Genomic DNA, 14,158 nt, shown 5'->3' on the forward strand with positions numbered 1-14,158 from the left:
GCGACCGCGCCCTTGGTATGCTGCGCGCCCCTGCCCCCTACCCGAGGCCCCTCTCGTATGACCCCATCGCCGACGCCCATCACCCCGGACCTGCCCCGCCCCGCCCTGACCGCCGACCGGCTGGCCGGCCGCACGGTCGACCTGGAACGGCTGGACCTGGATCGGCACGCCGCCGGCCTGTGGCAGGCCATCGGCCGGCACGATGCCCTCTGGGACCATATCCCCGGCGGCCCCTTCGCCGAACCCGAGGTCTTCACGCAATGGCTGCGGGACCGCATCCCCCGGCCCGGCCAGACCATCTATGTCGTGATGGACAAGACGGGCACGGAACCGGCGCCGGCGGGCCTGCTGCTGCTGCTGAACGCCAACCCGGACATGGGCACGGTGGAGATGGGCCTGGTCTATGGCGCCGCCCTCAGCCGCAAGGTGACGGGGACGGAAGGGGTGTTCCTGCTGATCGACTACGCCCTGGGGCAGTCCGGCTACCGCCGCCTGGAATGGCGCTGCGGACCGCCCAACGTCGCCTCCATCAAGGCGGCGCTGCGCTATGGCTTCACCCATGAGGGCCTGCTGCGCCAGACCTTGTGGGTGAAGGGCCGCAACTGGGACAGCAACGTCTTTTCCATCCTGGATTCGGAATGGCCCGCGCGCCGCCAGCGTCTGGCTGCATGGCTGGACCCGTCCAACTTCCGGGAGGACGGGTCCCAGATCAAGGCGCTGGGAGAGTTTTGAGGGTTTCGCCCGCCCTCAAGCGGCGGGCGCGGACGGCCACCGGCATGAGGGTTCGTGCCGGTGGCGGGGTCACGCGATCAGCCCAAAAGCACCTTGGCGCACGCGTCCACGATGGCGTCGGCGTCGAGGCCCTGGGCTTGGTAAAGGTCCGGGATGTCGGCCGACTGGCCGAATTTCTCCACGCCCAGCGCCGCCACCGCCTGGCCGCGTACCGATCCCAGCCAGGAAAGCGTCGCCGGGTGGCCATCGACAACGGTCACCAGGCGGGCGCCGGCCGGCAGGGCGGACAGCAGGCGGTGGGCCTGGGCGTCCCGCGGCCGCCCCGCGCGCTGGGCCGCCATCCAGCCGGCATGCAGCCGGTCGGGGGAGGTCACGGCCAGCAGGCCGGCGCCGGGGCAATCCTCCAGCACCTGGGCATGGGCCTCCAGCGCCTCCGGCGCCAGGGCGCCGCAATAGACGATGGCGAACTCCGCGTCCGGGGCCGGGGGACGCAGCCAATAGCCGCCCTGGATGACGGCGTCGCGGTCCAGGCCCCCTGATTCCCCCCGCTGGGGCTGGTCCACCTGACGGGTGCTGAGGCGCAGGTAGAGGGAGCCGCCGTCCGGCCGCTGCATGTGGTCGAAGCCCCAGGCCATGATGGCGGCCAGCTCATCCACGAAGGCGGGCTCATAGCTGGAGACGTTGGGCAGGCCCATGCCGATCAGCGGCGTGACGATGGATTGGTGCGCCCCGCCCTCCGGCGCCAGGGTGACGCCCGAGGGGGTGGCCACCACCATGAAGCGCGCATCCTGGTAGGCCGCGTAGTTCATGGCGTCCAGGCCGCGCTTGATGAAGGGGTCGTAAAGCGTGCCGATGGGCAGCAGCCGGGCGCCGAACAGGTCATGGCTGAGGCCCAGGGCCGCCAGCATAAGGAACAGGTTGTGCTCGGCGATGCCCAGTTCGATGTGCTGGCCGCCGGGGGCGCCCTGCCAGCGCTGGGCGGACACCACCTTCTGTTCGCGGAAGATGTCCTGCGTTTCCTGCCGCGCGAACAGGCCGCGCCGATTCACCCAGGGGCCCAGGTTGGTGGACACGGTGACATCGGGCGAGGTGGTGACGATGCGGGCCGCCAGGTCGTCATCGCCCTTGGCGATCTCACCCAAAATCTTGCCGAAACCCTCCTGCGTCGACATGCGGGCGCCCAAATCCACCGCCAGGGTGGGCGGCACCGGGATGGCCGCGCCCTTGAGGCGACGGCTGGCGCCCTTGGCCCCCGTCCCTTGGGCGAAGGGGACCTGGGCCAGGAAGGCGTCCAGGTCGGCCGGGTCCACGTCCAGGCCGGCATGCCGGTCCCACTCCTGGCCGTCGCCCAGGCCGCAAGCGGCCTTGAAGGCGGCCATCTGCTCCGGATTCATCAGGCCGGCATGGTTGTCCTTGTGCCCCTGGAAGGGCAGCCCCCGGCCCTTGACGGTGTAGGCGATGAAGCAGGCCGGCCGATCATCGGTGGTGCCGTGGAAGGTTTCCAGCAGGGTGTGCAGGTCATGGCCCGCCAGGTTGGTCATGAGGCCGCCCAAGGCCGCGTCGTCATGGGCGTCCAGGATGTGGCGGATGCCGCGCGTGTCGCCCAGGTCCCGACTCAGCGCCTCGCGCCAGGCGGCCCCGCCCTTGAAGGTCAGGGCGGAATAGAGCTGGTTGGGGCAGGTGTCGATCCACTGGCGCAGGGCGTCGCCACCCTCCTGCGCGAAGGCGGCCTGCAGCTTCTTGCCGTACTTCAGGATCTGCACGTTCCAGTCCAGGGAGCGGAACATGCCCTCGATGGGCACCCACAGCCGGTCCGACACCACGCTGTCCAGGCTCTGGCGGTTATAGTCGATGATCCACCAGGTGTTGCGCAGGTCGTGCTTCCAGCCTTCCAGCATGGCTTCGAAGACGTTGCCCTCGTCCATCTCGGCGTCGCCCACCAGGGCGACCATGCGCCCCTCCGGCTGGTCCGACAGCCCCTTCAGACGCACATAGTCCTGCACCAGGGAGGCGAAGGCGGTGACCGCCACGCCCAGCCCCACCGATCCGGTGGAAAAATCCACGTCGTCGGTGTCCTTGGTGCGGGAGGGATAGCTCTGCGCGCCCCCCAGGGAGCGGAAGCGCTCCAGCTTCTCCCGGGTCTGGCGGCCCAGCATGTACTGGATGGCGTGGAAGACGGGGCTGGCGTGGGGCTTCACCGCCACCCGGTCCTGCGGCCGCAGCACATCGAAGTACAGCGCCGTCATGATGCTGGCCAGCGAGGCGCTGGAGGCCTGGTGGCCGCCCACCTTCAAGCCGTCGCGCGATGGGCGGATATGGTTGGCGTTGTGGATGGTCCAGGCCGATAGCCAGAGCACCTTGCGCTCCAGCGCCTCCAGCAGGCGGATCTTGTCGGGGTGGGTGGCCGAAACGGTCGAGGCGTCAGGCATGCCGCGTGTCTTCCCTCAGGGGTGGGGCGCCCATGGGCCAAAGGCCCGGTGCCCGCTCATGCCCAGGGTTATAGACCTGCGCGCGGCGCCCCTGAAGACCGGTGTTCAAAATTTTTGGCGCCTGAAAGTTTTGAGGCTATGCGTCAGCCCTCGCGCCCAGGCGGCAGGCCAAGCCATCGCATGCTCAAGCGCTGTTTGGGGCTCAGTTGACGACGCGCTCGCTGAACAGCCGGCTGAAGCTTTCGGCCGACAGGGTGCGCTGGTCCGGGGCGCTGCTGCCCTCGGGCAGGTTGTTGCGCACCATGAAGCGCACATGCGGGATATGGAAACTGTCCGTGGTGATGGTCAAAACCTCGGCCGTTTCCATGACACTGCCGGAAACGATGCGGCGGTACTGCGCCCCGACCTGCAACGGATCGTCCAGGCGCGACCGGCGAAAGAGAGAGAAGCCCACACCCGCCCCCCTATAAAGCAGGTACCCGGCCGACCCCAGACAATGGGGCCATGATAGGCCACGGCACCAGACGTTCGGGATAAAGGCCCCGTCGCCTTGCCCCGCCCGCGCCAGATAGACCAGAGCCGCAACCAATACGTGTTTCGCGAATACTTGAAACGCGAAACCTGACCCAAACCGCGAAAGACACGGAATGCCGTGAGCAGAGATGGATCGGTATGTGGATATTGCGCCGATCAATCACCCCCTATTAAGGGCGACTGTCGCCAAGCAGTTTCAGTTCGAATTGGAGAGTATCCGATTGTTTTTATAGGATCAATGCTTTTGGTGTATGCCGAAAATCGAATTTCAAATATTCCCCACCCCACCTTCACAGGCACAGAAGGGTGCTGAAAAGGTCGTAAGGGCGGCGCAGGATAAGGCGCGGCATTATATGCAATTTTATAGGGTTTTTATTTGATCCCGCCTGTGCCGACGCCCTCCACCGGCTGCGTCAGCGCCGACAACAGGGCCGGCACCTGCTCTGGCAAGTCTTCCGCGACCAGGCCGGGACCGAAGCGGACCGCCGCCCGCGCGTGCAGCCAGGCGGCGGCCGAAGCGGCGCGGAAGGCGTCCATGCCGCCCGCCAGCAGACCGACGCATAATCCCGCCAGCACATCGCCCGACCCCGCGGTGGCCAAGGTCGGCGGACCGCCGGCCTCGATCACCGCGCGGCCGTCAGGATGGGCGATGACGGTGTCCGCCCCCTTCAGCAGGACGACGGCGCCGAGATGGCGGGCCGCCGCCCGCGCGCGGGACAGCTTGTCCACCCCCGACATGGACCCCGACACCGGCCCCGACGCGGAAGAAGACAGGACCGGATGGCCGGCACCGAACAGCCGGGCGAATTCCCCCTCGTGCGGTGTCAGGACGGCACGCCCGGCGAGATGGGGGCGAAGCGCATCCACCGCACCAGCGAAAGCGGTGAAGACATCGGCGTCCAGCACCAGGCCGAAGTCGGGCCCCCGCCGCCCGGCCGCCGCCACCAGGGCCCGCAGCAAGGCCTGTGACGCGTCATCCGTGCCGGCGCCGGGACCGAACACGGCGGCGCCGACACGGGGGTCCGTCACCATCTCCGCCGCGGCGGCCGCGTCCGCCATTGGACGCACGATCTGGCTGGGACTGGAAAGACGGTAGACCAGTTCGGCCGCCGGCGGGCTGGCAACCGTCACCATGCCGGCCCCCACCCGTTGCGCCGCGCGCGCGGCCAGGCGGGCGGCGCCCGTCATGACCGCGCCGCCCACGACCAGGGCATGGCCCCGCCGGTATTTGTGATCGTCGACGCGGGGGCGCGGCAGGGCGTCCGCGAACAAGGCCGGCCCGTTCTCCCACACGTCGCTCGCCACCGCCGGATCATCCAGCACGCCCCCGGGTATACCGATATCCGCCACCAGGGTGGTGCCGCAGGCGACACGGCCCGGCAGAAGCAGGTGGCCGGGCTTTTTGCGAAAGAAGGTGACGGTGAGGTCGGCCTGGACCATGCCCCCCTCCTCCATCGGACGGCCGCCCACCGGATGGCCTGTGTCCGCGTCCAGGCCGCTGGGCACGTCCACCGCCACCACCATGGCGCCGTCCCGGCGCGCTGTCGCGATCGCGACCACCAACCCCGCCGCCGCGCCGGACAGGGGCCGTGAAAGTCCCGTGCCGAACAGGGCGTCGATCACCACGGCGGCCCCCTTCAACACGTCCGGCCCGGCCGGCAGCACGGAGTCGCGCCCCCAGGCCCCCACCCACTCGGCCGCGGCCAGGGCGGCATCGCCGGCCAGCCGGTCCAGATCGCCCAGCAGGGCCAGGCGCACGGGCCAGCCGGCGGCCGCCAGGTGGCGGGCCGCGACGAAGCCATCGCCGCCGTTGTTGCCCGGCCCGCACAGCACGGCGACCGGCGCCACGCCCTGGCGGCCATGGGGATGGGACAGGACGGCCTCCGCCACGGCCCGGCCCGCATGCTCCATCAAGGTGATGCCGGGCACCCCGCCGGCGATGGCGGCGGCATCGGCGGCCCGCATGCGGGCGACGGACAGCAGGGCGTTCACGGAAGCGGGCGGGAATGGGGAAGCGGCGCGCGGGGACATGGAGCGGACACTCGGCGACGGGGCGACCTTGGGTTGATCCCGGCGCCGGCAGGACAACGCGCCACTGGCGGCGCCGGGGATGTCCAGGTACAATGGCGCCGTCCGTAACCACCCGTCGAGGGCTTATGTCCACCATTTGGGGACCGGGTACGTTGATCCTGGCCAGTTGGGCCACCATTGCCGCCTGGGGCGGCCGCCTTTTTCACCAACGACAAAAACGCCTGCGGGCGGTGTTCGCCCACGACCTGTCGCTGGCCACGGAGCGCTTCCGCCAACGTCAAGGCCTGGACGCGAACGCCGCCGCCTTCTGGGAACGGGAATTCCGCCGTTACTTCGGCCTGATGGCGGCGCCACCGGGCTGGGCCGCCGGGCGGCCCCTGGGGGCGCCGGATAGCCAGGTGGACGATTATTGGCATGAGCTGGTGCTGTGCACCGCGCTTTACGCCGACTATTGTCAGGCGGCGGCCGGGCGGTTCATCCACCACCATGTCGGCGCGGGCAGCGCCGAGGCCTACGCCCGCACCTGGCTGGCCTATGAGACATGCTACGGCGTGCCCGACCCGCGCGCTTGGCCAGCCCCCAGCCCCCTGGCCGTCGCCTGGGTGCAAAAGACGCGGGGCGACCAAGGGGGCAGGACGGAGTCTTCCACCGGCTGGGACAGCGGAAGCGGCCAAGCCCACGGTTCCTGCGGGGGCGGCCATGGGCATGGGGCTGGCCATGGTGGGGACGCCCACGGCGGATGCGGTGGCCACGGTGGTTGCGGAAGCGGCAGTTGCGGCGGCCATTGAGGCCTTAAGCGAGCCTTCCCGCCGAGCGCACCGCCATAACGCAAAAAGGCGCCCCGAAGGGCGCCTTTGCCGTCCTTATATATACTATAAGGAGAATGGGGCGATGGATGGGACTCGAACCCACGACCGCTCGGACCACAACCGAGAGCTCTACCAGCTGAGCTACCACCGCCGCCGTGAGGCGGGTTTCTGCACCACCTGCCCCCACCCCGTCAAGCGTTCTGATAAAATAATCTTCACATGCCGGGGTCGCGTTGCGGGATAGGCTGCAATCGAGGCAGCGGCACCCCCGCAAATCGGGGTGCCAGGAGGGGTTAAGAGTAAATTTCAGGCCATTGGCTATTTTTTGTGCTGCCGTTTGCATAGAAACGGTGCATGCATGAGCAACGGTCGGCCAGGAGGGCCGGCACCGCCCCATCCGCCGGGTTGGCATGGGGCGTGCTATCCTATCGGGCCGGTCCGGTCGGACCACGCGGGTGGGGCGGAACGCCTGTTGCGGGAAACGCCCAAGCCGTGTTGTGTATCGACCAGACAGCGAATTGAAAATCGTGGGGGGTTCCCGGCACCGTTTCCCTGGGATGAGACCAAGGGTCGATCACCAGCCCAGGCAGCGGCGCCCACCGTCCCCCGCCCTTGAAGCGAAGGCGTGGCCGTAAGCGATGAAAAAGATCGAAGCCATCATCAAACCGTTCAAGCTGGACGAGGTGAAGGAAGCGCTGCACGAAGTCGGCATCAAGGGCATCACCGTGACCGAAGCCAAGGGCTTCGGCCGCCAGAAGGGCCATACGGAGCTGTACCGGGGCGCCGAGTATGTCGTGGACTTCCTGCCCAAGGTGAAGATCGAAATCGTGATGGACGACCAGTTGGTCGACCGCGCGATCGAGGCCATCCAGCAGGCGGCGCACACCGGGCGCATCGGCGACGGCAAAATCTTCGTCACCCCGGTCGAGGATGTCATCCGCATCCGCACCGGGGAGCGCGGGCCGGACGCCGTCTGACGCGCGAGTTTGGGGCCGGCGGCACGGGATGGGAGTAACCCTGGGCGCCGGAACAGTATGGGATGGGGGTGCAGCGATGTTCCCGCCCATGAGAACCTGTCAGTAGTAACCCAACACCTCCCAGAACTTTAGGGAACCCATCAAGATGTCCGATATCGCGAAGTTCTTCGACCTGGTTAAGGAGCACGACGTCAAGTACGTCGACTTCCGTTTCACCGATCCGCGCGGCAAGCTGCAGCACACCGCCCAGCACATCAGCACCGTGAACGAGGAGATGTTCACCGACGGCGTGATGTTCGACGGGTCGTCGATCGCCGGTTGGAAGGCCATCAACGAGTCGGACATGATCCTGATGCCCGACCCCGCCACGGCCGTCCTGGACCCGTTCGCCGCCCAGCCGCTGCTGACCGTGTTCTGCGACGTGCTGGAGCCGTCCACCGGCCAGCCCTACAAGCGCGACCCGCGCTCCATCGCCAAGGCCGCCGAGAAGTACATGGCCAGCGCCGGCATCGGCGACACCGCCTACTTCGGCCCCGAGGCTGAGTTCTTCGTGTTCGACGACGTGAAGTTCGAAGTCTCGATGAACCGCGTCATGTACGAGTTCGACAGCGAGGAAGGCCCGTACACCTCCGGCAAGGCTTATCCGGAAGGCAACCTGGGTCACCGTCCGGCCGTCAAGGGCGGTTACTTCCCGGTCGCCCCGATCGACGCCGGCCAGGACCTGCGCGCCGAGATGGTGACCGTGATGGCCGACATGGGCGTCGAGGTCGAGAAGCACCACCACGAAGTGGCCGCGTCGCAGCACGAACTGGGCATCAAGTTCGGCACCCTGGTCAGCATGGCCGACACCATGCAGATCTTTAAGTACGTGGTGCACAACGTCGCCCACGCCTACGGCAAGACCGCCACGTTCATGCCGAAGCCGGTGTTCGGCGACAACGGTTCGGGCATGCACTGCCATCAGTCCATCTGGAAGGATGGCAAGCCGCTGTTCGCCGGTTCGGGCTACGCCGACCTGTCGGAAACCGCCCTGTACTACATCGGCGGCATCATTAAGCACGCCCGTGCCCTGAACGCCTTCACCAACCCGCTGACCAACAGCTACAAGCGTCTGGTCCCGGGCTACGAGGCGCCGGTGCTGCTGGCCTACTCCTCGCGCAACCGGTCGGCTTCCTGCCGCATCCCGTACGTGAACAGCCCGAAGGGCAAGCGCGTCGAGGTCCGCTTCCCGGACCCGGGTGCGAACCCCTACCTGGCCTTCGCCGCCATGCTGATGGCTGGTCTGGACGGCATCCAGAACAAGATCCACCCCGGCGACGCGATGGACAAGAACCTGTACGACCTGCCGCCGGAAGAGCTGAAGGAAGTGCCGACCGTCTGCCGTTCGCTGCGTGAGGCCCTGGAGTCCCTGGCCGCCGACAGCGCCTTCCTGAAGAAGGGCGATGTCTTCACCGAGGACTTCATCAACAGCTACATCGACCTGAAGATGGAAGAAGTGCTGGCGTTCGAAACCTCGCCGCACCCCATCGAATACAAGATGTACTACTCGGTCTGATCGGATCGCTTCCCCCGGGAAGCCTCCTGTCGGGAAAGGGCCGTCCCTCGGGGCGGCCCTTTTCTTTTGTTGGGACATGGCGGCGGCGGGACCGCGACCGGCCGTCGCCCCCTCTCTCGCCCCCTTGCCCCGTCCCTCCCTGTACCGGAGGATAGCGCCCTGCCCCTGTCCACCGCCGCCGGCAAACGTTAATCTCAGGGGATGTCACGCCTTTCCTGGACGTCCCCCGTCACGGAAGGGCGGCTAGGGCGGGTCACAAGCGGAAGCATGGCTCATGGCACAATCCCCCGGTCCCGGGTCGATGCAGATGGGAGCGGCGGAGAGGACCGTCCCGCCCGGGTCTTCGCCGGCGGGCCCGCCCCAGGCCCAAACGCACCAGACCCAACCGCACCAGACCGGGACACCCCAGACCGGGTCGCCCCAACCCCGAATACCCCAATCCAGGACAACGGGTGGGATGACGGTGCGGCTGCGCCTGTTGCTGGCCTTCGGCCTGTTGACCTTGGGGGTGGTGCTGGCGGGTCTGGTCGCCATGAACCGCCTGGCGGCCGTGAATGAAAAGACCACCGTCATCCGGGACAATTGGCTGCCCAGCACGGCCGTGAACGGCCAGATGATCTCCGCCATCAAAAGCCACCGCCTGGCGGCGGCCCGGCTGCTCTTCTCCGACGAGTCCACCCTGGACAGGGACCTGGAGACACTGGACCACCGCAGCCAGGATGTGGAGATCGCGCGCCGCGATTATCAGCAGTACATCGTCATGAATACGGAGGATGAGCGGCACCTGTACGCCTTCGACCAAGCCTGGGCCGCCGGCCGGCAATACGAGCAGCGGCTCAAGGACCTGGTGAGGGAGCATAACAAGGCGGAGGCCATCGCCCTGTATAACGGGCCGCTGCGGGATGCGGACAACCAGGCGACCGACGCCATCCTGCGCGACCTGGCCTTCAACGTGAACCAAGGCCGGGCCACCGCGCGCGAGGGCAATGCCATCTATGAAACCACGCGCCTGATGCTGTGGGCGGGCATCGGCTTGGCCGTGGCGGCGGGAACCCTGCTGGCCGTGCTGGCCAACCGCGCCATCGCCGCCCCGATACAGGCCATGACCAGGGCCACCGCCGCCTTCGCACAGGGCCACTACGACCATCCCCTGCCCCAGAGCAGCCGACGGGACGAAATCGCCGGCCTTGCCGAGGCGCTGGCCGTGCTGCGGGACAAGAGCGCGGAACGCGACCGCCTGATCGCCCACCGTACCGATGAGGCGCAGTCCCTGTCGGCCGCCAAGACCGAGGCGGAAACCAACCTGGCCACCCTGCGCCAATTGCAGGACCAGCTGGTCGAGTCGGAGAAGCTGGCCGCCCTGGGCGCCCTGGTCGCCGGCGTGGCGCACGAGGTCAACTCCCCCCTGGGCGTGGCGGTCAGCGCCAGCAGCACCCTGGCCTTGGAAACCAAGCGCTTCCTGGCCGCCATCGAAGGCGGGCAATTGCGGCAGAGCACGGTGGACCGCTTCGCCCGCGTGGCCCGGGACAGCACCGATTTGCTGGAGCGGAATCTCGACCGCGCCACCACCCTGGTGCAGCATTTCAAACAGGTGGCGGTGGACCGCACCAGTTCACAGCGCCGGCGCTTCGACCTGGCGGAAATGGTGTCGGACACCCTGACCACCCTGGGCCCCATGCTGCGCCGCGCCACCTTCCGCGTGGAGACCCGCATTCCCGACGGCATCGACCTCGACAGTTATCCCGGCCCGCTGGGCCAGGTGCTGACCAACCTGATCCAGAACGCGGAACTGCATGCCTTCGACACCACCGTTTCGGCGCGGGAACGGGAAGCAACCGGCCAGATGCTGCGCATCGAGGCCAGCCGCAACGCCCGCGAGGTAACCCTGCGCGTGCAGGACAACGGCGCGGGGATGAGCGAAGATGTGCGGCGGCGTCTTTTCGAACCGTTCTTCACGACGAAATTGGGTCAGGGAGGGTCGGGCCTGGGCATGCACATCGTCTACAACATCGTGACCGGCATCCTGGGCGGCTCCATCGCCGTCGCCGCCTCACCCGGCCAGGGGACCAGCGTGACCCTGACCCTGCCGCTGGTGGCGCCTCAGACCAGTGACGGCCCCGCCGGCCGCCCGGACACGCTGGGCCTTGGCCAGGAATCAAGCTGATGACGAATTCGGCCGAGGCCCTTATCCACATCGAGGATGACCGGGACGACACGCGGCAGGGCGGCCCCGGCTGGCGTATCCTGGTGGTCGACGATGACGAGCAGGTTCACCTGGCCACGCGCCTGGCGCTGGAAGACATGGATTTCCGGGGCCGGCCGCTGACGCTGGAAAGCTGCTATTCCGCCTGGGAAGCGTTCGATCACCTATCCAACACCCCGGACATCGCCGTGGTGCTGCTGGACGTGGTCATGGAGGATGAACACGCCGGTCTGGATCTGGTGCGGCGTATCCGGGAGGACCTGCGCAATGACCAGGTGCGCATCGTCCTGCGCACCGGCCAGCCGGGCTATGCCCCGGAACTGGAGGTCATCCGCCAGTACGACATCAATGACTACAAGGCCAAGACGGAGCTGACCGTCACCCGTCTGGCCTCCAGCATCATCACGGCGTTGCGCTCGTATGAGCAGATCGTGGCGCTGGACCGCCACCGCCGGGGACTGGAACAGGTGATCAAGGCCTCCGCCGACCTGTTCAGCGAGCGCAGCCTGAACGAGTTCAGCGCCGGGGTGCTGATCCAACTGGCGGCCCAGATGGGCACGGAGCCGGAGGGTCTGTTGTGCGCCCAGGGCACGGTGGACGGCCCCGTCATCGTCGCGGCGGCTGGCCGATTCGCCGATCATATCCGCAAGCCCCTGGCCACCCTGGGCAATGCCGAGATCGAGTCCGCCTTGCTGGAGGCATTTTCGCGGCGCCAGGGCTTCAAAAGCCGGGACGGGGATATCCTGTACCTGCAGTCGGGCAGCGCGCACCCGGCCGCCGTCTACATGTCCACCCCCATCCCGGTGGATGAACAGAAACGCGACCTCCTGCGCCTGTTCACCATCAACGTGGCGCTGGGGTTCGAAACCGCCACCCTGTTTGAGCATCTGCGCTCCGTGGCCTTCACCGACCCGTTGACCGGCATGCCCAACCGCGCCGGGTTCATCAGCGCGCTGGACCGGGCGGCGCGGAACCCCGCCGGATCAGGGCGCGGCCTGATGGTGATCCTGCTGGACCTGGACCAGTTCCATTTCATCAACGCGCGGCTGGGCTTTCAGGTGGCGGACGCCTTGCTGCGCGCCGTGGGCCACCGTCTGGTGACCACCTTCCCCGACGCCGTGGCCGTCAGCCGGTTCGGTGGCGACCGTTTCGCCCTGGCCCTGCCGGTGCCGCCAGACGTGGAGCTGTCGCTGCCGTCCCTGGAACGGCAGCTGGAGATGGCGTTCGAGGCCGGCTTCGACGTCGCCGGGCGCCATGCCAGCCTATCGGCCACCAGCGGCTGCACCATCAACACCGGCGACACCGGCGACAGCGGCGACCAGTTGGTGCAGCAGGCGTCCCTGGCGCTGAAGGACGCCAAGCTGCGGGCGCGGGGACGGTTGGTCGCCTTCAATCCAGAACTGGAGCGGCGCAACAACGCGGGGCTGGCGCTGCTGGCCGAATTCCGCGCCGCCCTGCGTAACCGCGAACTGGTGCTGCATTACCAGCCCAAGCTGGACCTCCTGACCGGCCGGCCGGTTGGGGTGGAGGCGTTGGTGCGGTGGCAATCGCCCCGGCACGGCCTGCTGATGCCCGCGCAGTTCCTGGATCTGGCGGAGGCCAGCGGCCTGATCCTGCCCATGGGCCTGATGGTGCTGGAAATGGCCATCCGCCAGCGCCGCCTGTGGCGGACCGAGGGCCTGGACATCCCGGTGGCGGTCAACGTCTGCGCCCTGCAGGTACAGCAGGTGGATTTCCTGCAGGGCATCGATGGTGTGCTCGCGGCCCAGGACACCACCGCCGATGGTCTGGAGATGGAGATCACCGAGTCCGTTTTCGTCGGCGACGACCAGCGCGCCTTCGACCATATCCAGGGCTTGCGCGACCGGGGCTTCGGCGTGGCGCTGGATGATTTCGGCACTGGCTATTCCTCGCTGAGCTATCTGAACCGCCTTCCCGCCACGACGGTGAAGGTGGACCGCCGCTTCATCCAGGGCATGAATCAGGACTCGAAGTCCGACATGCTGGTGCGCGCCATCGTCCAGGTGGCGGCCGTCATCGACGCGAAGGTGGTGGCCGAGGGTGTGGAGACGGAGGAACAGGCCACGCGCCTGCGGGCCCTGGGCGTTCCCGTGGCCCAAGGCTTCCTCTACAGCCACGCCCTGCCGGCCGACGCCCTGGCGACCTGGTGGTTGAAGCGGGACGCGCCGGCGGCCCGGACGTAGGGGGCCCGGGCGCGAAGACCCCGCAGGGCGGCGGGCCGACGATTCCAGAAGTGGAGACGGGGTGATCCTGATGTATCTTCAAGGGGTTCGCGGGATAGCGCGCCAGGGGAATACATGGCCTACACACTGCGCAAGGCTCGGCTGGAAGACAGGGCGGCCCTCCAAGATCTGATCCAGGCTTCGGCCCGGGGCCTCAGCGGCGAACACTACACGCCGGAGGTGGTGGAGGGGGCGCTGGCGGGCGCCTTCGGCGTCGACAGCGAATTGATCCATGACCAGACCTATTTCGTGGCGGAGGAAGCGGACGGCCTGTTCGTCGGCTGCGGTGGGTGGAGCCGGCGGATGACCCTGTTCGGGGGTGACGCCCGCCCGGACCGTTCCTCCCAGATGCTGGACCCGGCCCGCGACCCCGCCCGCATCCGGGCCTTCTTCGTCCACCCCGACCGGGCCCGCCAGGGCATCGGCCGCGCCCTGCTGGAGGCCTGTGAGGCGGAAGCCCGGGCAGGCGGCTTCCAGGCGCTGGAGTTGATGGGCACCCTGCCGGGCGTACCGCTCTATACCGCCCTGGGCTTCCTGCCCACGGGGCGGGTCTTCCATCCCCTGCCCAACGGCCAGACCATCGAATTCGTCCCCATGCGCAAGGAACTGCCGCCCGTGCCGGCGGCAACCTGATCGCCGGGAGGC

The 14,158-nt window shown here is 68.0% G+C and carries 10 protein-coding genes and 1 tRNA gene; 7 read left to right on the forward strand and 4 right to left on the reverse strand.

Going from position 1 to position 14,158, the window contains the following annotated elements:
* Positions 1–57 precede the first annotated feature (57 nt).
* Positions 58–732: a GNAT family N-acetyltransferase gene (locus ULB03_RS17515; RefSeq protein ID WP_322484397.1), complete on the forward strand. Its 675-nt coding sequence runs from the start codon at positions 58–60 to the stop codon at positions 730–732.
* 77 nt (positions 733–809) lie between these two features.
* Here ULB03_RS17515 and ULB03_RS17520 read toward each other — a convergent pair whose 3' ends face one another.
* From ULB03_RS17520 to ULB03_RS17530, 3 genes are all read right to left on the reverse strand, one after another.
* A complete protein-coding gene (locus ULB03_RS17520) occupies positions 810–3,161 on the reverse strand; it encodes a transketolase (protein WP_322484398.1) in 2,352 nt (783 codons plus the stop codon).
* Between the two features lie 202 nt (positions 3,162–3,363).
* Positions 3,364–3,615 carry a hypothetical protein gene (locus tag ULB03_RS17525; RefSeq protein WP_322484399.1) on the reverse strand — a complete coding sequence of 84 codons (252 nt, stop codon included), beginning with the start codon at positions 3,613–3,615 and terminating at the stop codon, positions 3,364–3,366.
* 452 nt (positions 3,616–4,067) lie between these two features.
* The gene (locus ULB03_RS17530) at positions 4,068–5,726 is read right to left on the reverse strand and encodes an NAD(P)H-hydrate dehydratase (RefSeq protein WP_322484400.1); all 1,659 of its coding nucleotides are present in this window, start codon (positions 5,724–5,726) and stop codon (positions 4,068–4,070) included.
* A 125-nt stretch (positions 5,727–5,851) separates the two neighbouring features.
* On the opposite strand from ULB03_RS17530, the gene ULB03_RS17535 reads away from it, so the two are divergent.
* Positions 5,852–6,514 (forward strand): glycine-rich domain-containing protein, encoded by a 663-nt coding sequence (locus tag ULB03_RS17535; RefSeq protein ID WP_322484401.1) that lies wholly within the window; start codon positions 5,852–5,854, stop codon positions 6,512–6,514.
* Between the two features lie 96 nt (positions 6,515–6,610).
* On the opposite strand, the gene ULB03_RS17540 is transcribed toward ULB03_RS17535, so the two are convergent.
* Positions 6,611–6,686, reverse strand: a tRNA-His gene (locus ULB03_RS17540).
* A 487-nt stretch (positions 6,687–7,173) separates the two neighbouring features.
* Here ULB03_RS17540 and ULB03_RS17545 point away from each other — a divergent pair.
* The 5 genes from ULB03_RS17545 (at position 7,174) to ULB03_RS17565 (ending at position 14,146) form a co-directional block, all read left to right on the forward strand.
* Positions 7,174–7,512: a P-II family nitrogen regulator gene (locus ULB03_RS17545; protein ID WP_004274165.1), complete on the forward strand. Its 339-nt coding sequence runs from the start codon at positions 7,174–7,176 to the stop codon at positions 7,510–7,512.
* A gap of 145 nt (positions 7,513–7,657) precedes the next feature.
* Positions 7,658–9,067: a type I glutamate--ammonia ligase gene (glnA, locus tag ULB03_RS17550; RefSeq protein WP_322484402.1), complete on the forward strand. Its 1,410-nt coding sequence runs from the start codon at positions 7,658–7,660 to the stop codon at positions 9,065–9,067.
* 457 nt (positions 9,068–9,524) lie between these two features.
* On the forward strand, positions 9,525–11,231 hold the full coding sequence (locus ULB03_RS17555; RefSeq protein WP_322484403.1) for an ATP-binding protein: 1,707 nt from the start codon (positions 9,525–9,527) through the stop codon (positions 11,229–11,231).
* Positions 11,231–13,474, forward strand: coding sequence for an EAL domain-containing response regulator (locus tag ULB03_RS17560; RefSeq protein ID WP_322484404.1), 2,244 nt, complete (start codon positions 11,231–11,233; stop codon positions 13,472–13,474). The genes ULB03_RS17555 and ULB03_RS17560 overlap by 1 nt, the downstream gene beginning before the upstream one ends.
* Positions 13,475–13,588: 114 nt before the next feature.
* Entirely contained in the window at positions 13,589–14,146 is a 558-nt protein-coding gene (locus tag ULB03_RS17565; RefSeq protein WP_322484405.1) for a GNAT family N-acetyltransferase, read from the forward strand.
* The last annotated feature ends 12 nt before the right edge of the window (positions 14,147–14,158 follow it).

The sequence above is a fragment of the Nitrospirillum goiasense genome (genome assembly GCF_034427435.1).
Taxonomy (GTDB): domain Bacteria; phylum Pseudomonadota; class Alphaproteobacteria; order Azospirillales; family Azospirillaceae; genus Nitrospirillum.

Bases quoted from the DNA above. Each gene is read 5' to 3' on its own strand.
- ULB03_RS17535 (WP_322484401.1), top strand. From the start codon at position 5,852: ATGTCCACCATTTGGGGACCGGGTACGTTGATCCTGGCCAGTTGGGCC.
- ULB03_RS17515 (WP_322484397.1), top strand. From the start codon at position 58: ATGACCCCATCGCCGACGCCCATCACCCCGGACCTGCCCCGCCCCGCC.
- ULB03_RS17545 (WP_004274165.1), top strand. From the start codon at position 7,174: ATGAAAAAGATCGAAGCCATCATCAAACCGTTCAAGCTGGACGAGGTG.
- glnA (WP_322484402.1), top strand. From the start codon at position 7,658: ATGTCCGATATCGCGAAGTTCTTCGACCTGGTTAAGGAGCACGACGTC.
- ULB03_RS17555 (WP_322484403.1), top strand. From the start codon at position 9,525: ATGACGGTGCGGCTGCGCCTGTTGCTGGCCTTCGGCCTGTTGACCTTG.
- ULB03_RS17530 (WP_322484400.1), bottom strand. From the start codon at position 5,726: ATGTCCCCGCGCGCCGCTTCCCCATTCCCGCCCGCTTCCGTGAACGCC.
- ULB03_RS17565 (WP_322484405.1), top strand. From the start codon at position 13,589: ATGGCCTACACACTGCGCAAGGCTCGGCTGGAAGACAGGGCGGCCCTC.
- ULB03_RS17520 (WP_322484398.1), bottom strand. From the start codon at position 3,161: ATGCCTGACGCCTCGACCGTTTCGGCCACCCACCCCGACAAGATCCGC.
- ULB03_RS17560 (WP_322484404.1), top strand. From the start codon at position 11,231: ATGACGAATTCGGCCGAGGCCCTTATCCACATCGAGGATGACCGGGAC.